The organism is Microbacterium altimontanum (assembly GCF_058349865.2).
Genome location: NZ_JBYRJB020000004.1, coordinates 70,325 through 91,609, shown reverse-complemented (window position 1 = coordinate 91,609; position 21,285 = coordinate 70,325). Strand labels below are relative to the sequence as shown.

The window sequence follows — 21,285 nt, the reverse complement described above, 5'->3', positions numbered from 1 at the left end:
GGCTACGTCGATATTGCACCTAGCTCAAGCATCGAAGCTCGATCTGAGCATGTTGCGCAGAATTGCGCGCCTGCATCGTGCTAGTGTTTCGCACTATGGCCCAACTCGACAGTGTCGACCTCGAACTGCTGGCCACTCTGTCTCTCGAGCCGCGCGCGACCGTCGTCGCCCTCGCCGAGAAGCTGGGGATGAGCCGCAACACGGTGCAGGCGCGCATGGCGCGACTTGACCGGTCGGGCGTGTTCCTGTCGTTCGAGCGGGCCATCTCGGCGACCGCACTCGGGTTCCCGATCGAGGCGTTCATCAGCGTGACGGTGCGGCAGGCCGACCTTCCGTACATCACCGCCGAGCTGCACCGCATCCCGGAGGTGCTCCAGGCGCACGGCCTGAGCGGACAGATCGACCTGTTGGTGCATGTCGCGTGCCGCGACACCCAGCACCTGTTCGACACGGATGCGCGCATCCTCGCGATCGACGGCGTGGAGCGCACCGAGACCTCGCTCGCGATGGGCGAGGTGATCGGCTACCGCGTCCGCCCGCTGATGGAGCTCGCCGGCGAGAGCCTCTGAAGCCTCACCGCGGAGGGCCGGGCAGCGCAGTGCTCCCGGTCGGCTCAGTGCCGGAGGAATCGCTCGATGGCCTCCGCCGCCGGCGCCGGCGTCTCGTAGTGGATGAGGTGCCCCACGGCCGGGATCTCCACGAGTCGCGCGTCGGGGAACATCCGCGCGAGCTCGCGCTCCTTCTCGATCGGCGTGATGTCGTCGCGCTCCGCGACGATCAGGAGCGTCGGCACCGCGATCTGGGCGGCCCATTCGCTGACGTCGTGCGACACCGACGTCACGAACGCGTCGTGCAGCACATCCCGGTCGGCGAAGCGCGAGAAGTAGGTGTCGTGCTGATCGTGCACGAAGCGCCGCAGCGCCCGTTCGTGCGTCTTCGCCATCGAGACGCTCATGACGCGCACGATCACGCGGTTGCGCAGCAGTGCCTCCCCCGGCCTGCGGGGCAGCTTCGCTCCCATCCAGTAGTAGAAGACGGCGAGGCGGGTGAGGATGCCCCGGGGCCCCTCGAGCGCCGGTGCGCCGATCGGATTCACCAGGATGAGCTTCGGGGTCGCCAGTCCCTGAGCGACGGCCGCGGCGGCCACGATCGACCCGAAGCTGTGGCCGAGGACGACGGCACCGGGCGCCGCTGCGGCCGCGAAGGCGGTGAGCCAGTCGACGTACGCGGCGAGATCGTGCGTGCGGCCGGGAAGCGGCGGTGTCTCGCCGAAACCCGGCAGATCGGGTGAGACGACGCGGACGCCGGGCAGGTGAGCGACCACGGGCTCGAGGCCGTGGTGCTCGCCACGGAAGCCGTGCACGGCGAGGATCGTGGTCTCGGCGTCGTCCGGCCCGTAGACCCAGTACCCCGTCGTCCCGCCGAGCACCGACGCCTCCCGCCGCTGAACCGGGATCGCGGCGAGGCGTTCGGCGTACGGGTTCTCGGCGCTCATCCGACCGAGTCTATTCCCGGTGCGCCGCCGGGGAATGTCGGCGGGGTCGCATACCGTGAACGGCATGGACGTCCTCTCGCTGTTCGACACCCCGGAGTGGTCGCGACGCGTCGGGGTGTTCGACCTCGAGACGACGGGCGTCGACGTGACCCGCGACCGCATCGTCACTGCCCACGTCGGGGTGCTCGATGCGACCGGCACGGTGCTTCATGCGCGCGACTGGCTCGCCGATCCGGGCGTCGAGATCCCGGATGGCGCGAGCGCCGTTCACGGCATCTCCACCGCACAAGCCCGCGCGAACGGGCGCTCCGCGCCGGAGGTGGTCGCCGAGGTGACCGCTGCTCTGCGCGCCTTGTTCGACGACGGCATTCCGGTCGTCGCGTACAACGCCCCGTACGACTTCTCGCTGCTCAAGCACGAGGGGCTGCGGCACGGCGTCGCCCCGATCGAGAGCCCGACGCCGGTGATCGACCCTCTCGTCCTCGACAAGGCATGCGACCGCTACCGACGGGGGAAGCGCACGCTCACCGCCGTCGCCGCGCACTACGCCGTGGTGCTCGACGGTGCACACCAGGCGTCGGCCGACGCCATCGCCGCCGGCCGCGTCGCACTCGCGCTGGCGGAGCGCTTCTGCGGGGCGCTGCCGCTCACCGCCGCCGAACTTCACACGCAGCAGATCGGGTGGGCGCGGGATCAGGCCGAGAGCCTCACGGAGTACTTCGTGCGCATCGGGCGGATCGACCCCGCTGAGCGGCTCGACGGCAGCTGGCCCATCCGCTGACGCCCGCGCGTTCCCGATATGCCAGAAGGCCCCGCCGAAGCGAGGCCTTCTGGGGTGGGCGAGCCGATTACTTGGCGCCGCCGAAGCCCTTGAAGCGCTGGTTGAACTTCTCGACGCGGCCGGCCGAGTCCATGATGCGCTGCTTGCCCGTGTAGAAGGGGTGCGAGGCCGAGGAGATCTCGACGTCGATGACGGGGTACTCGACCCCGTCCAGCTCCATCGTCTTGTCGCTGGTCGCGGTCGAACGGGTCAGGAAGGTCTCGCCCGAGCCGAGGTCGCGGAACACGACGGCGTGGTAGTCGGGGTGGATGTCAGTCTGCATGGGATGTCCTTGCGAAGTCGGAAGGGAAATCTGCGGTGCCGCGGCACCAAAGATCGATTCTATCAGTCGTCAGAGGTGCTGTGCGACGCGGCGCGGGCCGCGTACCGCCCGCCATCCTCGGTCAACGCGATCGGCATGCCGAACGTCGACGTGAGGGTCTCGGCGGTCAGGGTCTCGCGCAGCGGGCCGGCGGCCACCACGGCGCCGTCACGCAGCAGCAGGACATGGGTGAAGCCCACGGGGATCTCCTCCACGTGGTGGGTGACCATGACCATCGCGGGCGTCGTAGGTGCCTGGGCGTAGCCGCCGAGGAGCTCGAGCAGCTCTTCGCGGGCACCGAGGTCGAGGCTCGCGCTCGGCTCGTCGAGCAGCAGCAGCTCGGGGTCGGTCATGACGGCGCGAGCGATCTGCACGCGCTTCTGCTCCCCCTCCGACAGCGTGCCGAACGTGCGATCGGCGAGGTGATCGAGCTTCCACTCGGCGAGCACCCGCAGCGCGCGCCGCTCGTCGATGTCCTCGTACGCCTCGTTCCACCGGCCGAGCACCGAGTACGCCGCCGTCATGACGACGTTCAGCACGGTCTCCTCCGGCGGCACCCGCCGGGCCATCGCCGAGGAGGCGAAGCCGATGCGCGGGCGCAGCTCGAAGACGTCGGTGCGGCCGAGCCGCTCGCCGAGCACCGTCACGTCGCCGCTCGTCGGGTGCAGGAGGGTCGCGGCGAGCTGCAGGATCGTCGTCTTGCCGGCGCCGTTCGCGCCGAGCACGACCCAGCGCTGGTCGTCGTCCACCGACCAGTCGACGGCGTCGACGATGTTCCGTTGATTGCGCCGGACGACGACGTCCGTGTACTCGAGGACCTGGGGCATGCCGTCCAGCCTATCGGCCGGACCCGGTCACTTCCGCGTACAGGGCGGCCGTCTGCGCGGCGATGGTGTCCCAGCTGAACTCCCGCGCCGCGCGCTCGCGACCCGCCCGTCCGTAGGCGTCGGCGCGCTCCGGGTCGAGCGCCACCTCGGTCAGCGCGGCGGCGAGATCGGCGGCGAAGCGCTCGGGGTCGTTCGGAGTGCCGGTGCCGTCGTCCGCCTGGTCGATCGGCACCAGCCGGCCGGTGACACCGTCGACCACGACCTCCGGGATGCCGCCCGTCGCCGTCCCCACGACGGCCGCCCCGCACGCCATGGCCTCGAGGTTCACGATCCCGAGCGGCTCGTACACCGACGGGCAGACGAACACCGTCGCCGCCGTGAGCACCGTGCACAGCTCGTGCCTGCTCAGCATCCGGTCGATCCACACGACGCCGTCCCGTGACTCCTGCAGCTCGGAGACGAGCCCGGTCACCTCGGCGAGGATCTCCGGCGTGTCGGGGGCGCCGGCACAGAGGATGAGCTGCACCTCGGGCGGCAGCAGGCGCGCCGCCCGCAGGAGGTGCGGAAGCCCCTTCTGCCGGGTGATCCGCCCGACGAAGACGACACTCGGCCGTGACGCGTCGACGCCGAGGGTGGCGAGCAGCTCCGGGTCGGTCGTGGGGTGCCACGCGTCCACGTCGATGCCGTTGTAGATGACGCGGACCTTGCGGGGATCGAGCTCGGGATAGCTGCGCAGGATGTCGGAGCGCATTCCGTCGCTGACGGCGACGATCGCCGCGGCCGCGTCGTAGGCGGTGCGCTCGATGAAGCTCGACACCGCGTATCCGCCGCCCAGCTGCTCCGCCTTCCACGGGCGCAGCGGCTCGAGGCTGTGCGCGGTGATGATGTGCGGGATGCCGTGCAGCAGCGACGCGAGGTGGCCGGCGAAGTTCGCATACCACGTGTGCGAGTGGACCACCTGTGCACCCGCGACATCCGGGACGATCTCGAGATCGACCCCGAGCGTCTGGATGGCGGCGTTCGCGGTCCGCAGCTCGTCGGGCACCGGATACGACGTGGTGCCCTTCTCGTCGCGCAGCGCCCCGAATGCCCGCACCCGCACGTCGAGCGGCACGCGGTCGCCCGCCGGCAGCGCTCGCATGGCCTTCACCAGCTCGGCGACATGCACGCCGGCACCGCCGTAGACCTCCGGAGGGTATTCCTTCGTCACAACATCCACGCGCATGTCAGGAACGCTAGTACAGGCGCGCATCGGGGAATAGTGTGGTGCCATGCCAGCCGCACCCAGGGTCTTCGGAGTCATTCTCGCCGGCGGTGAGGGTAAGCGGCTGATGCCGCTGACCGCTGATCGCGCCAAGCCCGCGGTGCCGTTCGGGGGCCAGTACCGGCTCATCGATTTCGCGATCTCGAACCTCATCAATTCCGGGCTGCGGCAGATCGTCGTGCTGACGCAGTACAAGTCGCACAGTCTCGACCGGCACATCTCGCAGACCTGGCGGATGTCGGCGCTGCTCGATTCGTACGTCGCCTCGGTGCCCGCCCAGCAGCGCCTCGGCAAGCGCTGGTTCTCCGGTTCGGCGGACGCCATCCTGCAGAGCCTCAACCTCATCAACGACGAGCAGCCGGACATCGTGATCGTGATCGGCGCCGACCACGTGTACCGGATGGACTTCCGGCAGATGCTCGACGCGCACATCGCCTCGGGCGCGCGCGCGACGGTCGCCGGCATCCGCCAGCCCGTGGGACTCGCCCACCAGTTCGGGGTCATCGATGTGGACCCCGAGCATGAGGGACGCATCCGTCAGTTCCTGGAGAAGCCGCAGAACGCGACGGGTCTCGCCGATTCGCCGAACGAGGTGCTCGCGTCGATGGGCAACTACATCTTCGACACGAACGCGCTCGTGGAGGCGGTGACCGCCGACGGTGAGGTGTCTACGAGCAACCACGACATGGGCGGCGACATCGTGCCGTACTTCGTGGACCGCGGCGAGGCGGGCGTCTACGACATGAAGGCGAACGACGTGCCGGGATCGACGGATCGCGACCGGTCGTACTGGCGCGACGTCGGGACGATCGACTCGTTCTTCGACGCCCACATGGACCTCATCTCGACCCTGCCGATCTTCAATCTCTACAACACCGCCTGGCCGATCCACTCGCAGACCGTGAACTCGCCGCCGGCGAAGTTCGTGCGCGACTCGGTCGGCCGCATCGGCAACGCGATCGACTCGATCGTGTCGCTCGGCTCGGTGCTGTCGGGCACGCATCTCGAGCGCAGCGTCGTGGGGCCGTGGACCCTCGCCGCCGGCGGATCGACGATCACGGACGCCGTGCTGTTCGACCACGTGCGCGTCGGTCAGGGGGCGCGCGTGCATCGCGCCATCCTGGACAAGAACGTCGTGCTCGCCGACGGCGCGACCGTCGGCGTCGACCGGGAGCGCGACCTGCAGCGCGGGTTCACCGTCACCGACTCCGGGATCACGATCGTGGGCAAGGGCGTGCACGTCGACGCCTGACGAGGCCCGGCTGCGACATCTGCACCGGAGGCGCCGCCCGGCGTCGGTACTGTGGTCGGGTGCCCGCGCGTCTTCTCGTCGTCCTCGATGCCGACTCCACCCTGATCCGCAACGAGGTCATCGAGCTCATCGCCGATGAGGCCGGGCGCGGCGCCGAGGTCGCCGCCGCCACCGAGGCCGCGATGCGCGGAGAGGTCGACTTCGCCGCCAGCCTGCGCTCGCGGGTCGAGGCGCTGCGCGGCGTGCCGCTCCCCGCGTTCGCGCGGGTGCTGGAGCGCATCGAGCCGACGCCGGGGGTCACGACGCTGATCGACGCCGTGCACGAGCGGGGCGGCGTCGTCGGCGTGGTCTCGGGCGGGTTCCACGAGATCCTCGACACCATCGCGCCGCGCCTTGGGGTGGACGTCTGGCGCGCGAATCGGCTGGAGGTCGCGGGCGGTGCGCTGAACGGCCGGGTCGACGGCACGATCGTGGACGCGACGGGCAAGGCGGCGGCGCTGCGCGAGTGGGCCGCGGCGCACGACATCCCGCTGTCCCGCACGATCGCGATCGGCGACGGCGCGAACGATCTGCAGATGATGGCCGCCGCCGGGCTCGGGCTCGCGTTCAACGCGAAGCCCGCCGTGCGTGCGCACGCCGATCTCGTGATCGGCCGGGTCGACCTCGCCGAGGTCGTGCCGCTGCTGCCGTGAGACGGGGTCAGTGCCCCATGCCGAGGCCGCCGTCGACGGGGATCACGGCGCCCGAGATGTACGCGGCGTCGTCGGAGGCGAGCCATGCGACCACGCCGGCGACCTCGTCGGCGCTCGCGTAGCGGCCGGCCGGGATCGCCTTCTTGTACTCGGCCTTCGTGTCCTCGGGCAGCTCGGCCGTCATCTCCGTCTCGATGAACCCGGGAGCCACGACGTTGGCGGTGATGCCGCGGGCGCCGAGCTCACGTGTGAGCGAGCGGGCGAAGCCGACGAGGCCCGCCTTCGAGCTCGCGTAGTTGATCTGCCCGGCCGACCCGTACAGTCCGACGACGGAGGAGATCAGCACGACGCGGCCCCAGCGTCCCTTCAGCATGCCCTTGGAGGCGCGCTTGACGACCCGGAACGTGCCGCCGAGGTTCGTGTCCACCACGCTGTCGAAGTCGTCCTCCGTCATCCGCAGCAGGAGCGTGTCCTTCGTGATGCCGGCGTTGGCGACGACGATCGACACGGGGCCGAGCTTCTGCTCGACCTCGCTGAATGCGGCGTCGACGGCCGCCGTGTCGGTGACATCGGCGCGGACCGTGAGGGTCCCCTCGGGGCCCTCGCCCGATCGGGCCGTCACGGCGACCTTGTAGCCCTCTGCGACGAAGCGCTCCGCGATCGCGCGGCCGATGCCGCGGTTTCCACCGGTGACGAGGACGACGCGGTCTTCAGACATTCAGGGCTCCACAGCGGTCGGGACGGATGCTCGCACCAGCCTAGCGGCGCCGGAACGTCGCCTCGATCGGCGACCGGACCCGCCGGGCGGCGTAGTCTGGAAGCCGTAGTCTGGAACACAGTGAAGACCTCCGACCAGCACCAGTCCGCCACCTCGCTTCCGCCCGCTCCGCGCGACGAGGTCGGCCGTCGCTCGACGCGCTATCTCATCATGATGGGCGTGCGCGTGTTGTGCTTCGTGCTCATGGTCTTCATCCAGCCGTTCGGCTGGTACACCTGGGTATTCGGGGCCGCCGCGATCTTCCTGCCGTACATCGCCGTCGTCCTCGCGAACGTCGGCCAGGAGTCGAAGACCGTTCCGGCGGTGGGTCCCGAGCGTCAGCTCGAGGCATCCGGTGGCTCCGCCGCATCCGCCGCCGACTCCCCCACGGTCATCCGCGTCGCCGAGACCCAGGGTCTCGCCGCAGGGGCACCGGACGGCGACCGCACGACCGCAGCCGAGCCTCCCACGGACCGCACGGAGCGCGACGCGCGCACCGAGCCCGAAGACGAGCAGTCGTGATCCCTGCGTCGTCCCGCGACGGCGGGCCGATCTGCTCGCGTGCGGGCTGCACCGCCACCGCGACCGCACAGGTGGTCTGGCGCAATCCGCGGATCCACGCGCCCGACCGCCGCAAGGTCTGGCTCGCCTGCGCGGAGCACACCGCCTACCTGCACGACTACCTCGCATCGCGCCGGTTCCCGGTGTCGATCGAGCCCTTCCTCCCGATCGAGGAGACCCGATGAGCCGCCGCCAGAACGCCCCGGCCGCCGTCCGCTGGACCGCCTACGTCGGCGTCGCGATCGTGTTCGCGATCGCCTGCGCGTTCCTGTCGAACTGGCAGCTCACGAAGAACGCCGCGCGCACCGAGCAGCTCGACCTCATCTCCCGCAATTACGATGCGAAGCCCGTGCCGCTCGCCGAGCTGCTCGCACCCGGTGCGACGCTCGACCCGGAGGACGAATGGCGCCCCGTCACGATGACGGGCCGGTACCGCGCCGACGACGAGCTTCTCGTGCGCAATCGCGTGCACGATGGCACGACCGCGTACGAGTTCGTCGTGCCGTTCCGCCTGGCCGACGGGCGTGTCTTCCTCATCGATCGCGGATGGGAGCCGCCGGGCAATCGGCAGCCCACCCCCGATGTGCTCCCCGCCGCGCCCGAGGGCGAGGTGACCGTCGTCGCGCGTCTCGTCCCGGGTGAGAACCTGCCCCCGTCGGGCGCCGACGCTCCCGCCGGACAGGTGCCGTCGGTGCACCTGCCGCTCATCGCCGAGAAGACCGGCGACGCCTCCCTCGAGCAGGGCGCCTACGGCCAGCTCGTCTCGGAGGACCCGGCGCCGTCCGTGTCGCCGCAGGGCTTCGACTCGCCGTCGGCCGACCCGGGCCCGTACCTCTCGTACGGCATCCAGTGGATCATGTTCGCCGTCATGGGCTTCATCTTCATCTGGTACGTCATCCGCTCGGAGCGGCGGGTGCGCCGTGAGGATGCGGAGGATGCGGCGGAGATCGCCGCGCTGGCCGCCACCGACCCGGAGGCCGCGGCACGCCTGCAGGCGGAGCGGTCGATGACGCGGGCCCAGGCCCGGCGCGCGGCACGCGACGACCGCGACGCACAGGACGAGGACGCCCTGCTCGACCGCGCGGCTCGGTAGCCCGGCCGGGGACGGCGGGACCGGATGCGGCGACGTCAGGCGAGCGTGATGAGGTCGATGTAGTCGCGGCCCCAGATGTCCTCGACGCCGTCGGGCAGGATCAGCACGCGCTCGGGGTTCAGCGCCTGCACCGCCCCCTCGTCGTGCGAGACGAGCACCACGGCGCCCTCGTAGTGCGCGAGAGCACCCAGGATCTCGTCGCGCGACGCCGGGTCGAGGTTGTTCGTCGGCTCGTCGAGCAGCAGCACGTTGGCGCTGGACACGACGAGCGTGGCAAGCGACAGGCGCGTCTTCTCGCCGCCGGACAGGACGCCGGCGGGCTTCAGCACGTCGTCGCCTGTGAACAGGAACGATCCCAGCACCTTGCGCGCCTCGGTGGCGGAGATGTCGGGCGCCGCCGACATCATGTTCTCGAGCACCGAGCGGTGCACGTCGAGGTTCTCGTGCTCCTGCGCGTAGTAGCCGATCTTCAGCCCGTGCCCGGGCTCGACCTGGCCGGTGTCCGGGTCGTCGACGCCGGCGAGGATCCGCAGCAGCGTGGTCTTCCCCGCGCCGTTGAGGCCGAGCACGACGACCTTCGAGCCGCGGTCGATCGCGAGGTCGACATCCGTGAAGATCTCGAGCGACCCGTACGAGCGCGACAGGCCCGACGCCATGAGCGGCGTCTTGCCGCAGGGCGCCGGCTTCGGGAACCGGAGCTTCGCGACGCGGTCGACCTGACGCACCTCGTCGAGTCCGCTGAGGAGCTTCTCGGCGCGCGCCATCATCTGGTGGGCCGCGGCGGCCTTGGTCGCCTTCGCGCCGAACTTCGCGGCCTGCTGCTGCAGCGCCGTGGCCTTCTTCTCGGCGTTCGCGCGCTCCTTCTTGCGACGCTCCTCGTCCGCCACCCGCTGGCGCTGGTAGTTGCGCCAGTTCATGTTGTACTGGTCGATCACCTGACGGTTCGCGTCGAGGTAGAACACGCGGTTGACGGTCTCCCCCACGAGCTCCACGTCGTGGCTGATCACGATCAGCCCGCCCTTGTACCCCTTGAGGAACTCACGCAGCCACACGACGCTGTCGGCGTCGAGGTGGTTGGTCGGCTCGTCGAGGATCATGGTGTCGGCGTCGGAGAACAGGATGCGTGCGAGCTCGATGCGGCGGCGCTGGCCGCCGGAGAGCGTTCGCAGCGGCTGGTCGAGGATGCGGTCGGGCAGCGAGAGATTGTGCGAGATGGATGCCGCCTCCGCCTCCGCGGAGTAGCCGCCGAGAGCCTCGAAGCGCTCGGTGAGATTCGCATACCGTCGCATCGCGCGGGCTGCGACATCCGGATCGTCGTCCGCCATCTGCTCGGAGGCCTCGCGCATGCCGAGCGCCAGCGTGCCGAGGCCGCGGGCGTCGAGGATGCGGGTGCGCGCGAGCATGTCGGGGTCGCCGGAGCGCGGGTCCTGCGGAAGGTACCCGAGCTCGCCGGAGCGCGTCACCTCGCCCTCCGAGGGCAGCAGGTCGCCCGCAAGCACCTTCGTCAGCGTGGTCTTGCCGGCGCCGTTGCGGCCGACGAGCCCGACCTTGTCGCCCGCCGCGATGCGGAACGATACGTCCGCCATGAGCGTGCGTGCGCCCACGCGGATCTCGAGGTCGTGCACGGCGAGCACAGCAGACGTCCATTCCGTTCGAAGAGGTGATGCGGCCGACGGGCCAGCCTCCCAGTATAGGTCGCCGCCGTCGCGTGACCCCGCGCCGGAGGTGGTGCCGGCATCGGGAAGACCCCTCCGAAGTATGAGACGGACGATACCGGAGAGTGATGTGCCGCCCCGCACGGCGCACCTACCGTTCCGGTGTGGACACGATCAACGCCTTCATCCTCGCCGCGGCGGCCTCCCCCTCGGTGCTGCTCGTCATGTTCGCCGTCGCCGCCGTCGACGCGGTCTTCCCTCCCGTCCCGAGCGAGACCGTGCTGGTGGCGGCTGCGGCCGCTGCCGCGGCGTCGGGGACGCTGGTGGCGGTGCCGCTCCTGTGCCTGGTCGCGGCGCTCGGCGCGATGCTCGGCGACAATCTGGCGTACGCGCTGGGGCGCGTCGTGGGCACCCGGCGCTTCGCCTGGATGCGCCGGCCGCGGGTCGCCGCGGCGTTCTCGCACGCGGAGCGTTCGCTCACCCGCAACGGCGCGGCGCTGATCATCGGGGCTCGCTACATCCCAGGCGGGCGCGTGGCCGTGAACATGTCGGCCGGCGCTCTCGGCTACCCCTGGGGGCGCTTCCTTCCGGTGAGCGCGCTGGCCGGCGTGTCCTGGGCCGTGTACGGCGCGGGCATCGGCATCCTCGCCGGCAGCTGGCTCGCGCACGAACCGCTGCTCGCCACCGTGATCGGCGTCCTCATCGCGATCGTCATCGGCGTGATCGTCGATCGGATCGCCACACTTCGGCGCCGCCGCGTCGCCCGCGCCGAGATGGCAGGATGACAGCCATGCGAGCGAAGGGCGCGAAGCCGGGGGTGTTGAAGCCGAAGGCCGAGAAGCCCCCGAAACCCCGGGAGAAGAGGCAGGAGGACGCGCGGGCCGGATTGCGGCTCGTGAGGTTCGACGGGCTCCGGAATCGCCGGATCGTCGTGATGATGGTCCTCGCCGTCCTCGCCGTCGCGCTGTATGCCGTGCTGGTCCCCGTCCAGGCGGCGGTCTACGGATCTCCGGTGCCCGCCACGATGCTGCTGGGCGCCGTCGCCGTCGCGGCGCCGCTGGTGGGGATCGGCCGCCCGACGACAGCGACCTTCATGTTCACCGCGGCCGCGGCCCTGATCCCGCTCATGGCGTCGAGGGAGGACGCGCACTGTCGCGCATCGAGGCCCATCCCGCGTCTCGCCCCGCCCCCGGCTGGACCGTGGCGGCCGCGATCCCCGTGGCGCTGGCCGGCATCGTGCTGCTGCTCGTCGCGGGCACCTCGCCGGCCACCGCGGCGACGGCTGTCGCGCTGCTGGTGCTGGCGATCCGGCTCGGGCGGCGCTCGCGCCTCGCGGTCGACGTTCCACGGATGGGTGAAACACCACCCGCGCCACTGTTAGGCTAGCCTTACCAAACCAGCCTCTCCACGAAGGAGCCCCTCCGTGCCCATCCGCCGTGCCCTGTCATTGGCCGCCCTCGCCGTGGTCGCTGCCTCCTCGCTCCTTCTCTCCGGGTGCGCCGCCGGCGCCGCGGCACCGGCCGACGCGCAGCAGGCTGCGGCATCCGACGGCTTCCCCGTGACGATCACGCACGCATACGGCACCACCACGATCGAGAAGAAGCCGGGCCGCGTGGCCACCGTCGCGTGGGGCAACGCCGAGGTCCCGCTCGCGCTCGGGGTGGTCCCCGTCGGAATGGCGAAGGTCACCTGGGGCGACGACGACCACGACGGCGTGCTGCCCTGGGTCGAGGACAAGCTCGACGAACTGGGTGCCAAGACGCCGGTGCTGTTCGACGAGACCGACGGCATCGACTTCGAGGCCGTCGCCGACACGAAGCCCGACGTCATCCTGGCCGCGTACTCCGGCCTCAGCCAGAGCGACTACGACACCCTGTCGAAGATCGCGCCGGTCGTCGCCTACCCGGGCGTCGCCTGGGCCACATCGTACGAGGACATGATCCGCATGGACTCCGAGGCCATCGGCCTGAAGAAGGAGGGCGACGCCCTCATCGAGAAGCTGCACGGCGAGGTCGACGCGGCGCTCGCCGACTTCCCCAAGCTCAAGGACGCCAAGGTCCTCTTCTCCTACATCGACCCGGCCGACTTCAGCAAGATCGGGTTCTACACCGAGCACGACACGCGTCCAGGATTCCTGCGGGATCTCGGGATGCCGGAGCCGCAGATCGTGAAGGACGAGTCGGCGAAGACCAAGGAGTTCTACGTCACGGTCAGCGCCGAACAGGCCGACCGGTTCAGCGACGTCGACCTGTTCGTGACCTACGGCGACGACGCCGATGCGATGATCACGGCGCTGCAGGCCGACCCGCTCCTCTCCAAGATCCCCGCGATCAAGGCCGGCCACATCGCCGTGCTGAAGAACGACACCCCGCTCGCTTCGTCGGCGAACCCGTCGCCCCTCTCCATCGGCTGGGGGATCCACGACTACTTCGCACTGCTCGCGAAGGCACTCGGCTGATGACCGCGACGGCGCCGGCGAGCGCCGCGTCCATCGCCCCGGCACAGGCGGTCCCGCGACGACGAAACCGCACGGCCCGCGCTGGATGGCTCCTCGTCGGCGTGTGCGGACTCGCCGCACTGTGCGCGGCGTCGGTGGCCCTCGGCGTGCGGCTCGTGCCGCCCGCGGAGGTGCTGTCGGCTCTCGCCGGCCACACCGACACCGTGGGCGAGGCGGCGGTCGTCGCGCGTCTTCCGCGTACCGCTCTGGCCGTGCTCGTCGGTGCCGCGCTCGCGCTCTCCGGCGCCTCGATGCAGGCGATCACCCGCAACCCGCTCGCCGACCCCGGCATCCTCGGGGTCTCCGGCGGCGCCGCGCTGGCCGTCGTCGTCTGCATCGTGCTGGTCGGGATGTCGTCGCCCGGAGCGCTCATGGCGGCCGCGGTGATCGGCTCCGTGATCGCCGCGGTCTTCGTGTACGCCATCGGCTCGCTCGGCGCCGGCGGCGCAACACCGTTGAAGCTCACGCTCGCGGGAGCCGCCACGTCGGCGGCGTTCGCCTCGCTCGTGCAGGCGATCCTGCTCCCCCGCGCCGACGCGATGGAGAGCTTCCGGTTCTGGCAGATCGGCGGTGTGGGCGGTGCCACATGGGATCGGATCGGTCTCGTGCTGCCAGTCCTGCTCGCGGGCGCGGCGATCTGTCTGCTGAGCGCCCGCGGGATGAACACGCTCGCGCTCGGCGACGACATGGCCGCCGGTCTGGGCACCCATGTCATGCGCACGCGGCTGCTCAGCGCGGCGGGCGCCGTGATCCTCTGCGGCGCGGCGACGGCGGTGGCCGGCCCCATCGGCTTCGTCGGCCTCGTCGTGCCGCACCTGTGCCGGCTGCTCGTGGGGAGCGACCACCGCTGGCTTCTGCCGTTCTCCGCCGTGGCCGGGGCGAGCCTGCTCGTCGCGGCCGACGTCATCGGCCGCCTCGTGGCGCGACCGAGCGAACTCGACGTCGGCATCGTCACGGCGCTCGTGGGCGCGCCGTTCTTCATCTGGATCGTCCGTCGCCAGAAGGTGCGCGACCTGTGAGTGCCACAGTGGATGCGGTGTCGACGAGAGTCGAGACTCCGGATGCGTCGACCGTGCGCACGATCGTCGCCGGACGCCGCCGTCGGCTGCGCCGCCGGGTCCTCGTCGTGGCGGGCCTTGCAGCGGCCGTGCTCGCCATGTTCGCCGTGTCTCTCATGGTCGGCGACACCTTCTACACGCCCGCCGAGGTCTGGCGGGTGCTCACCGGTGAGACGGTGCCCGGGGCGTCGTTCACCGTCGGCGACCTCAGGCTGCCGCGAGCTGTGCTCGCCGTGCTCGCCGGATTCGCGTTCGGCGCCGCGGGCGTCACGTTCCAGACGATGCTGCGCAATCCGCTCGCCTCCCCCGACGTCATCGGCATCAGCTCCGGCGCCAGCGCGGCTGCCGTCGTCGGCATCGTGCTGCTGTCGCTCGACACCGTCGCAGTGTCCCTCCTGGCGCTCGTCGGAGCGCTCGTCACCGCCGCCGCCATCTGGCTCCTCGCCCACCGCGGCGGATTCGCCGGCACAAGACTCATCCTCATCGGCATCGGAGTCGCCGCGATGCTGGACAGCGTCGTCACCTACACGCTGTCGCGCGCCCCGTCCTGGGATCTCCAGGCCGCGATGCGCTGGCTCACCGGGAGCCTGAACGCGGCGGCCTGGCCCGCCATCGCGCCGCTCGCCCTCGCGTCGGCGGTGCTCGTGCCTCTGCTCCTGTCGCAGTCGCGCGCCCTCGGCACCCTGCGCCTCGGCGACGACACCGCGACCGGCCTCGGCGTGCATGCGCAGCGCACACGCATCCTCGCCCTCATCGCCGCCGTCGCCCTGCTCGCGTTCGCGACGTCGGCAGCCGGGCCCATCGCCTTCGTGGCCTTCATGTCCGGGCCGATCGCGGCACGCCTCGTCGGGCCGTCGACGTCGCTGCTCGCCGCCTCCGGATTCGTCGGCGCGCTGCTGGTCCTGACGGCCGACCTCGTCGGCCAGTTCGCGTTCGACCACCGCTACCCCGTCGGCGTCGTGACGGGCGTGCTCGGTGCGCCGTTCCTCGTCTTCCTGCTCATCCGCCTCAACCGATCGGGGGCCGCGCTGTGACCGCGTCGCACACCCTGTCCGCCGCCTCGCTCACCCTCGCCTACGGTGAGCGGACGATCGTCTCGGAGCTCGATCTCGAGGTGCCGGCCGGTGCGATCACCGCGGTCATCGGGGCGAACGGATGCGGCAAGTCCACGCTGCTCAGGGCCCTCGCGCGGCTGCTCAGGCCGCAGTCGGGTCAGGTGCTGCTCGACGGCGCGCCGGTGCAGCGCCAGCCCACGAAGCAGCTCGCCCGCACGCTGGGCCTGCTCCCGCAGAGTCCGATCGCGCCCGAGGGAATCACCGTCGCCGATCTCGTCGGCCGCGGTCGACAGCCGCACCAGCGCATGCTGGCCCGATGGGGCGCCCAGGACGACGCGGCCGTCGCGAGCGCGCTCGATGCGACCGGTACCGCCGACCTCGCCGATCGCTCCATCGACGAGCTGTCCGGCGGCCAGCGGCAGCGCGTCTGGATCGCGATGGCGCTCGCGCAGGACACCGACATCCTCCTGCTCGACGAACCGACGACGTTCCTCGACGTCGCGCACCAGGTCGAGGTGCTCGATCTGCTCACCGATCTGAACCGCACCCGCGGGACGACGATCGTGATGGTGCTGCACGACATGAACCTCGCCGCGCGATACGCCGACCACCTGTTCGCCCTGCGCGACGGGCGGGTCGTCGCGGCCGGGGCCCCGTCCGAGATCGTGGACGCCGACCTCATCCGCGAGGTGTTCGAGTTCGACTGCGCCGTCATCGACGATCCGCTGACGGGCGCGCCGATCGTGCTCCCCCGGGGCCGCCACCATGTGAGGAGCCTGGCATGACAGGCCACCGATTCTTCCGCGCCGCCGTGACGCGCATCGTCGACGTCACCCCCGGCTTCCGCCGGTTCACATTCGCCGGCGAGGAGCTCGCGGACTTCGGCGACCCGGGGTTCGACCAGCGCATCAAGATCGTCTTCCCCGGCGGCGTGGGTCTGGACCGGATGCCCACCGGCGACGACTGGTACGACCGCTGGCGCGCGCTCGGCGACGATGAGCGACCGGCTTTCCGGACCTACACGACGCGTGCGGTCCGGCACGCCGAGCGCGAGGTCGACGTCGACATGGTCGTGCATGACGTCTCGGGTCCCGCGTCGGCGTGGATCGCCGGGGCGAAACTGGGCGACGAGGTGCTGCTGCTCGGGCCGACCCTCGGCGACGGCGTGAGCCTCGGCCTGGACTTCGTTCCCCCCGCACGCACCGAGCACTATCTCCTGGCCGGCGACGAGACCGCGGCGCCGGCGATCGCCGTGATCCTCGAGCAGCTGCCGGCGACCGCGCGCGGCACTGTTGTCGTCGAGGTGCCGCACCCCGATGACGTCGCGTACCTGCCGCGCCATCCCGGATTCGACTACCGGGTGGCGGCGCGCGCCGACGGGTCGCGTCACGACCACCTTCTGGCGGCGGTGCCGGATGCCGCGGCCGCCCTCGTCCCCGCGGGTCGCGGCGCCGAGGTGGAGGAGATCGACGTGGACGAGGCGATCTTGTGGGAGGTCCCGCGCACTGCGAAGGGCGGGGCGGCGCTGAAGAGCGCACCGCTGTACGCCTGGCTCGCCGGCGAAGCGGGCGCGATCAAGCAGCTGCGGCGTCACCTCGTCGCCGGTCACGGCGTCGACCGGCGAGCCGTCGCGTTCATGGGCTACTGGCGGCTGGGGCGCGCGGAGGTCTGACCCGCCGCCTCCGCTGCAGGCAGCCGGTCAGCCGGCCGCGGTGGCGGGGCGCTACCGGCTTGTACGCAGCCGGTCAGCCGGTCAGCCGGCGAGGGCGGCGATGCGCTGGACCGCCTCCCGCAGCACGTCGGGCAAGCAGCCGACGTTGATGCGGACGTGTCCGGCGCCTTCGGCCCCGAACGCCGGACCGTAGTGCAGTGCGACCTTCGCTTCGCGCAGGATCCGCTCGGCGGGGTTGTCGCCCCAGCCAAGGGCGGTGAGGTCGACCCAGGCGAGGTAGCCGGCGTCGGGAATGCGGTAACGGGCGGCCGGGAGAAGTTCGGCGAGGAGGTCGGCGAGCAGGCGCCGATTCTCGTCGAGGGCCGCCAGCAGCGCGTCGAGCCACTCGTCGCTCGCCTCGTCGAAGGCGGCGACGCCGGCGAGGGCGCCGAACAGCCCGGTGCGCCACTCCACCTCGGCGGGAAGACCGTCGACGACCGCCGCGGTCTCGGGGGCGGCGGTCACCATGAGCGCGCATTTCAGGCCGGCGAGATTGAACGCCTTGCTCGCGCTCGTGACCGCGAATCCCACCTCGGCAGCGGCATCTCCCGCCGCGAGGAACGGAGTGAAGGGGACCCCCGGCTGAGTGAGCGGCGCGTGGATCTCGTCGCTCACGACCACCGCACCGTGTCGGCGGGCGATCTCACCGAGGGCGGCCAGGGTCTCGCGTGCGTGCACGGTGCCGGTCGGATTATGCGGGTTGCACAGCAGCAGTGCCTTTGCTCCCCCGGCGAAGGCCGCCTCGATGCCGTCGAGATCGAGTTCCCATCCCGCGCCGTTCTCGCGCAGCGGGACGCGCTCCACCACGCCGCCGGCCTCGGGCACGCAGTCGTAGAACGGCGGATACACCGGAGGCGTCACGACCACCCGATCGCCGGGCTCGAGGACCGCGCGGAGGATCTCGACGACCCCCATCATCACGTCGCACGTCGACCGCACCCGCGCGGGATCGACGGTCCATCCGAACCTGCGCTGTGCGAACGCGGCGAAGGCCGAGCGGATGCCGGGGTCCGGCGGTGTGTAGCCTGTGTCGCCGAGCGCGACGGCGGCCGCCAGACGCTCGGAGATCGCCGGGGCCAGCGGGAAATCGGTCTCCGCCACGAACAGCGGGAGCACATCCTCGGGATAGGTCCGCCACTTCGTGCTGGAGCGTCGGCGAAGCTGATCGATCGGCAGTGCGTGAAGTGGAGCGGTGGTCACGTCTTGAGCCTATCGAGCGGGGCTGGCGGCGGCCGGCGCGGTGTCGTCGGGTTTCGGCTCCCGTCCTCCGCCGGCTTGGGTGGCAGGTGTTCGGGTTGGGGAGATCCGTCACGGGGCGGAGATGCGAGGGCATAAAGAACGCTGAGGATGGGTGATGCTATGTGCGAATCTGTGAAGGCCAGCGACCGCTCGCGGTGGCGGTGAAGGTGGACGACGAAACAGCCTTGTTTCGCCACTTCAGGCAAGATTTCGGGGCAAGAAGATCCTTGCAGATCGAACGCCTGTTCGGTACACTGGAGGTACCGATCAGGAGGATCTCGACGAGGAGGTGGCACCGATGTCGACACCGAGCGCGGGTCTGTCTCCGGTGATCTCCGAGTTGGATGAGATCGTCGATCACCTCTCCCACTGTCGGGAGCGGGCGGCGTCGGCGTTCGCGGCGGAGATGTTCTTCTTCGAACGCGTCGCGGGCCTGGTGGAGCGCCGGGAACGGGAACGCGGCGCGCGATTGGGCGTCGCCAATCCCGCCTCGCAGTTGGCAATGCGGGAGGTGTACGGCGAGATCGCTGCCGCCCTGCGGCTGAGCGAATGGCAGGTGGCCCGGAAGGTGTCGCTCGCGTGGACGCTCACGCACCAGTTCTACGAGACGCTATGCGACGCCTCCGCCGGGCGGATCTCCCCGGACCATGCGACCGTGATCGCCGATACCGGGATCGACATCCAAGACGACACGGTGCGGCGGGAGTACGAAGCTGTCGCCTGTGACATGGCGGCAGAGATGACGCCCGGGCAGCTCCGCCCCGCCCTGGACGGGCTGGTGCAGCGCCTGGACCCGGAGGGCACCGAGCAACGGGTACGCGAAGCCGTCAAGCGCCGCAAGGTCACGGTGCGGGAACTGGAGCCGGGCCTGTCCCGGATCACCGCCGACGTGCCCACCGCGCAAGGTGTCGGGCTGTTCAACCGTTTGCGGGACATGGCCGCGGAACTGTACGCACAGAACGAGGCAGAGAAGGCCGAAGCCGAAGCAGCCGCCGCTGCGTCGAACGTGGAAGATGGCTCGATCGCAGAGGCTGATACCGAATCGGGCTCCGCCGATGATGGACATGCCGCGATCGCAGAGTGCAGCGCGACTGGTGAAGTGACCGACGACGCGATCGCGGATGCGGCCGAGGCGCCGGTGTTCGATGAGCGGACGCAGGCGCAGATCATGGCGGACGTGTTCTGCGACCTGCTGCTGACCAGCGTCCCCGAAGGCCACGGCGCCACGGACGATACACGGAACGCGCTGGGCGCCATCTCACCCACCGTGCACGTCACTGTCCCGGCGACCACCTTGGCGGGCACCACGATCGGTGGGGCCGCGGTCGCCGGGTTCGGGCCCATCGACGACGACACCGCCAAGCAGCTCGCCGGGGCGGCGCCGGGCTGGGTGCGGGTGTTCACCGACCCGTCCACCGGGGTACCGATCAGCGTCGACCGGTACCGACCCACCAAGAAGCAGAAACTGTACCTACAGGTGCGGGACCGGCAATGCCGATTCCCCGGATGCCGGCGTCCCGCCCAGAACTGCGACATCGACCACACCATCGCATACGCCGAAGGCGGCCCCACCTGCCTGTGCAACCTCGAGCACCTGTGCAAACGCCACCACACCGTGAAACATGAGACGGACTGGACGGTGGAGCAGCTCGGCGGCGGGATCCTACGGTGGACAGCGCCCACCCGCCGCACCCACCTCACCAGACCACCCGGCACCGTCAGATTCCAGATCGCCGCGCTGCTCGACCCGGACCCGAAACACAGACACGCCATGCGTGAGGCACTCGAACGCGACCCCGCACCCTTCTGAGGCGCGCGTCAATCCGTCGCGTCAGATGGCGAAGCCGAGGGCACGCATCATGTCGCGGCCGTCGTCGGTGATCCGCTCGGGACCCCACGGCGGCATCCACACCCAATTGATCCGGAACCGCTCGACCACGTCGTCCAGCGCCTGCGCCGTCTGCTCCTCGAGCACATCGGTCAACGGGCAGCCGGCGCTCGTGAGCGTCATGTGGATCACGAGCGCGTCGTTCTCGTCGTCCCAGGCGAGGTCGTAGATCAGACCGAGGTCGACGACATTGATCCCCAGCTCGGGGTCCATGACGTCCTTGAGAGCCTCGGTGACCTCGTCGTACTTCTCGGGTGACAGCGTCGCGGCCATAGTCCGAGTCTACGCGTCGATCTCGGCGGACGGCTCGTCCGCCGGCTCGCTCTCACCCTCGAGGTAACGGTCGTAGCCCTCGTCCTCGAGCCGATCGGCGAGCTCCGGCCCGCCCTCCTCTGCGACCCGGCCGTTCACGAGGACGTGCACGAAGTCGGGGTGGATGTAGCGCAGGATGCGCGTGTAGTGCGTGATCAGGAGCACACCGAGGTTCGTGGCCTCCTTCGCGCGGTTCACACCCTCCGACACGATCTTCAGCGCGTCGACATCAAGGCCCGAGTCGGTCTCGTCGAGAATCGCGACCTTCGGCTTCAGCAGCTCGAGCTGCAGGATCTCGTGACGCTTCTTCTCACCGCCGGAGAAGCCCTCGTTCACGTTGCGCTGCGCGAACTTCGGGTCCATCCGCAGACCCTTCATCGCCGACTTGATGTCCTTCATCCACGTGCGCACGGCGGGTGCCTCGCCGTCGATCGCGGTCTTGGCGGTGCGCAGGAAGTTCGTGACCGTGACGCCGGGGATCTCCACCGGGTACTGCATCGCGAGGAACAGTCCGGCGCGCGCCCGCTCGTCGACCGTCATGGCGAGCACGTCCTCGCCGTCGAGCGTGATCGTGCCGCTCGTCACGGTGTACTTCGGGTGGCCGGCGATCGTGTAGGCCAGCGTCGACTTGCCCGAGCCGTTCGGGCCCATGATGGCGTGCGTCTCGCCGGTGCGGATCGTGAGGGTGACGCCGTTGAGGATCGGGGTGGCCCCCGCCTCCGTCTCCACGCTCACGTGCAGGTCGCGGATCTCAAGGACAGACATTCTGGTTTCCTTCGTCAGGCTT

At 70.5% G+C, this 21,285-nt stretch carries 25 protein-coding genes; 15 read left to right on the top strand and 10 right to left on the bottom strand.

Going from position 1 to position 21,285, the window contains the following annotated elements; translation table 11 throughout:
* Positions 1-95: 95 nt before the first annotated feature.
* Positions 96-569 (top strand): Lrp/AsnC family transcriptional regulator, encoded by a 474-nt coding sequence (locus tag AC3RX1_RS07710; protein WP_491500645.1) that lies wholly within the window; start codon positions 96-98, stop codon positions 567-569.
* Positions 570-613: 44 nt separating this feature from the next.
* Here the strand turns inward: AC3RX1_RS07710 and AC3RX1_RS07705 are convergent, their stop codons facing one another.
* Positions 614-1,495 (bottom strand): alpha/beta fold hydrolase, encoded by an 882-nt coding sequence (locus tag AC3RX1_RS07705; protein WP_491500644.1) that lies wholly within the window; start codon positions 1,493-1,495, stop codon positions 614-616.
* Between the two features lie 64 nt (positions 1,496-1,559).
* On the opposite strand from AC3RX1_RS07705, the gene AC3RX1_RS07700 reads away from it, so the two are divergent.
* A complete protein-coding gene (locus AC3RX1_RS07700) occupies positions 1,560-2,276 on the top strand; it encodes a 3'-5' exonuclease (protein ID WP_491500643.1) in 717 nt (238 codons plus the stop codon).
* Positions 2,277-2,343: 67 nt separating this feature from the next.
* On the opposite strand, the gene AC3RX1_RS07695 is transcribed toward AC3RX1_RS07700, so the two are convergent.
* The 3 genes from AC3RX1_RS07695 to glgA all read right to left on the bottom strand — a co-directional run bounded on the left by AC3RX1_RS07695 (position 2,344) and on the right by glgA (position 4,689).
* On the bottom strand, positions 2,344-2,598 hold the full coding sequence (locus AC3RX1_RS07695) for a type B 50S ribosomal protein L31 (protein WP_491500642.1): 255 nt from the start codon (positions 2,596-2,598) through the stop codon (positions 2,344-2,346).
* 62 nt (positions 2,599-2,660) lie between these two features.
* On the bottom strand, positions 2,661-3,464 hold the full coding sequence (locus AC3RX1_RS07690; RefSeq protein ID WP_491500641.1) for an ABC transporter ATP-binding protein: 804 nt from the start codon (positions 3,462-3,464) through the stop codon (positions 2,661-2,663).
* A gap of 10 nt (positions 3,465-3,474) precedes the next feature.
* Positions 3,475-4,689 (bottom strand): glycogen synthase, encoded by a 1,215-nt coding sequence (gene glgA, locus AC3RX1_RS07685; RefSeq protein ID WP_491500640.1) that lies wholly within the window; start codon positions 4,687-4,689, stop codon positions 3,475-3,477.
* Positions 4,690-4,735: 46 nt separating this feature from the next.
* Between glgA and glgC the strand changes: the two genes are divergently transcribed.
* Both glgC and serB read left to right on the top strand, forming a co-directional pair.
* Entirely contained in the window at positions 4,736-5,980 is a 1,245-nt protein-coding gene (glgC, locus tag AC3RX1_RS07680; protein ID WP_491500639.1) for a glucose-1-phosphate adenylyltransferase, read from the top strand.
* Between the two features lie 59 nt (positions 5,981-6,039).
* Positions 6,040-6,672 (top strand): phosphoserine phosphatase SerB, encoded by a 633-nt coding sequence (gene serB, locus AC3RX1_RS07675; protein ID WP_491500638.1) that lies wholly within the window; start codon positions 6,040-6,042, stop codon positions 6,670-6,672.
* 7 nt (positions 6,673-6,679) lie between these two features.
* Here the strand turns inward: serB and AC3RX1_RS07670 are convergent, their stop codons facing one another.
* Entirely contained in the window at positions 6,680-7,390 is a 711-nt protein-coding gene (locus tag AC3RX1_RS07670) for a beta-ketoacyl-ACP reductase (RefSeq protein ID WP_491500637.1), read from the bottom strand.
* 120 nt (positions 7,391-7,510) lie between these two features.
* Here AC3RX1_RS07670 and AC3RX1_RS07665 point away from each other — a divergent pair, with 120 nt between their 5' ends.
* The 3 genes from AC3RX1_RS07665 to AC3RX1_RS07655 are packed head-to-tail and all read left to right on the top strand — an operon-like array spanning position 7,511 to position 9,083.
* Positions 7,511-7,951 (top strand): DUF3099 domain-containing protein, encoded by a 441-nt coding sequence (locus AC3RX1_RS07665; RefSeq protein WP_491500636.1) that lies wholly within the window; start codon positions 7,511-7,513, stop codon positions 7,949-7,951.
* A complete protein-coding gene (locus tag AC3RX1_RS07660) occupies positions 7,948-8,175 on the top strand; it encodes a hypothetical protein (protein ID WP_491500635.1) in 228 nt (75 codons plus the stop codon). The genes AC3RX1_RS07665 and AC3RX1_RS07660 overlap by 4 nt, the downstream gene beginning before the upstream one ends.
* A complete protein-coding gene (locus tag AC3RX1_RS07655; protein WP_491500634.1) occupies positions 8,172-9,083 on the top strand; it encodes an SURF1 family cytochrome oxidase biogenesis protein in 912 nt (303 codons plus the stop codon). Before AC3RX1_RS07660 ends, AC3RX1_RS07655 begins: the two co-directional genes overlap by 4 nt.
* A 35-nt stretch (positions 9,084-9,118) precedes the next feature.
* Here the strand turns inward: AC3RX1_RS07655 and abc-f are convergent, their stop codons facing one another.
* Positions 9,119-10,717, bottom strand: coding sequence for a ribosomal protection-like ABC-F family protein (gene abc-f / locus AC3RX1_RS07650; RefSeq protein WP_491500633.1), 1,599 nt, complete (start codon positions 10,715-10,717; stop codon positions 9,119-9,121).
* Positions 10,718-10,902: 185 nt separating this feature from the next.
* On the opposite strand from abc-f, the gene AC3RX1_RS07645 reads away from it, so the two are divergent.
* Positions 10,903-11,523 (top strand): DedA family protein, encoded by a 621-nt coding sequence (locus tag AC3RX1_RS07645; RefSeq protein ID WP_491500632.1) that lies wholly within the window; start codon positions 10,903-10,905, stop codon positions 11,521-11,523.
* Between the two features lie 214 nt (positions 11,524-11,737).
* On the opposite strand, the gene AC3RX1_RS07640 is transcribed toward AC3RX1_RS07645, so the two are convergent.
* On the bottom strand, positions 11,738-11,866 hold the full coding sequence (locus AC3RX1_RS07640; RefSeq protein WP_491500631.1) for a hypothetical protein: 129 nt from the start codon (positions 11,864-11,866) through the stop codon (positions 11,738-11,740).
* A gap of 72 nt (positions 11,867-11,938) precedes the next feature.
* On the opposite strand from AC3RX1_RS07640, the gene AC3RX1_RS07635 reads away from it, so the two are divergent.
* The 6 genes from AC3RX1_RS07635 to AC3RX1_RS07610 are packed head-to-tail and all read left to right on the top strand — an operon-like array spanning position 11,939 to position 17,020.
* Positions 11,939-12,124 carry a hypothetical protein gene (locus AC3RX1_RS07635; RefSeq protein WP_491500630.1) on the top strand — a complete coding sequence of 62 codons (186 nt, stop codon included), beginning with the start codon at positions 11,939-11,941 and terminating at the stop codon, positions 12,122-12,124.
* A gap of 43 nt (positions 12,125-12,167) precedes the next feature.
* On the top strand, positions 12,168-13,196 hold the full coding sequence (locus AC3RX1_RS07630) for an iron-siderophore ABC transporter substrate-binding protein (protein WP_491501007.1): 1,029 nt from the start codon (positions 12,168-12,170) through the stop codon (positions 13,194-13,196).
* Positions 13,196-14,254, top strand: a complete 1,059-nt coding sequence (locus tag AC3RX1_RS07625; RefSeq protein ID WP_491500629.1) for a FecCD family ABC transporter permease — start codon at positions 13,196-13,198, stop codon at positions 14,252-14,254. Before AC3RX1_RS07630 ends, AC3RX1_RS07625 begins: the two co-directional genes overlap by 1 nt.
* Complete coding sequence (locus tag AC3RX1_RS07620) at positions 14,251-15,327, top strand: FecCD family ABC transporter permease (RefSeq protein ID WP_491500628.1); 1,077 nt, start codon at positions 14,251-14,253, stop codon at positions 15,325-15,327. The genes AC3RX1_RS07625 and AC3RX1_RS07620 overlap by 4 nt, the downstream gene beginning before the upstream one ends.
* Positions 15,324-16,133, top strand: a complete 810-nt coding sequence (locus AC3RX1_RS07615; protein WP_491500627.1) for an ABC transporter ATP-binding protein — start codon at positions 15,324-15,326, stop codon at positions 16,131-16,133. Before AC3RX1_RS07620 ends, AC3RX1_RS07615 begins: the two co-directional genes overlap by 4 nt.
* The gene (locus AC3RX1_RS07610) at positions 16,130-17,020 is read left to right on the top strand and encodes a siderophore-interacting protein (RefSeq protein ID WP_491500626.1); all 891 of its coding nucleotides are present in this window, start codon (positions 16,130-16,132) and stop codon (positions 17,018-17,020) included. Before AC3RX1_RS07615 ends, AC3RX1_RS07610 begins: the two co-directional genes overlap by 4 nt.
* Before the next feature lie 81 nt (positions 17,021-17,101).
* Here the strand turns inward: AC3RX1_RS07610 and AC3RX1_RS07605 are convergent, their stop codons facing one another.
* Positions 17,102-18,259: a MalY/PatB family protein gene (locus tag AC3RX1_RS07605; RefSeq protein WP_491500625.1), complete on the bottom strand. Its 1,158-nt coding sequence runs from the start codon at positions 18,257-18,259 to the stop codon at positions 17,102-17,104.
* Between the two features lie 379 nt (positions 18,260-18,638).
* Here AC3RX1_RS07605 and AC3RX1_RS07600 point away from each other — a divergent pair, with 379 nt between their 5' ends.
* Positions 18,639-20,108: an HNH endonuclease signature motif containing protein gene (locus AC3RX1_RS07600; protein ID WP_498239229.1), complete on the top strand. Its 1,470-nt coding sequence runs from the start codon at positions 18,639-18,641 to the stop codon at positions 20,106-20,108.
* A gap of 21 nt (positions 20,109-20,129) precedes the next feature.
* On the opposite strand, the gene AC3RX1_RS07595 is transcribed toward AC3RX1_RS07600, so the two are convergent.
* Together AC3RX1_RS07595 and sufC are read right to left on the bottom strand one after the other, a co-directional pair.
* Complete coding sequence (locus AC3RX1_RS07595) at positions 20,130-20,459, bottom strand: metal-sulfur cluster assembly factor (protein ID WP_491500624.1); 330 nt, start codon at positions 20,457-20,459, stop codon at positions 20,130-20,132.
* 9 nt (positions 20,460-20,468) lie between these two features.
* Positions 20,469-21,263: a Fe-S cluster assembly ATPase SufC gene (sufC, locus tag AC3RX1_RS07590; RefSeq protein WP_491500623.1), complete on the bottom strand. Its 795-nt coding sequence runs from the start codon at positions 21,261-21,263 to the stop codon at positions 20,469-20,471.
* Between the last annotated feature and the right edge of the window lie 22 nt (positions 21,264-21,285).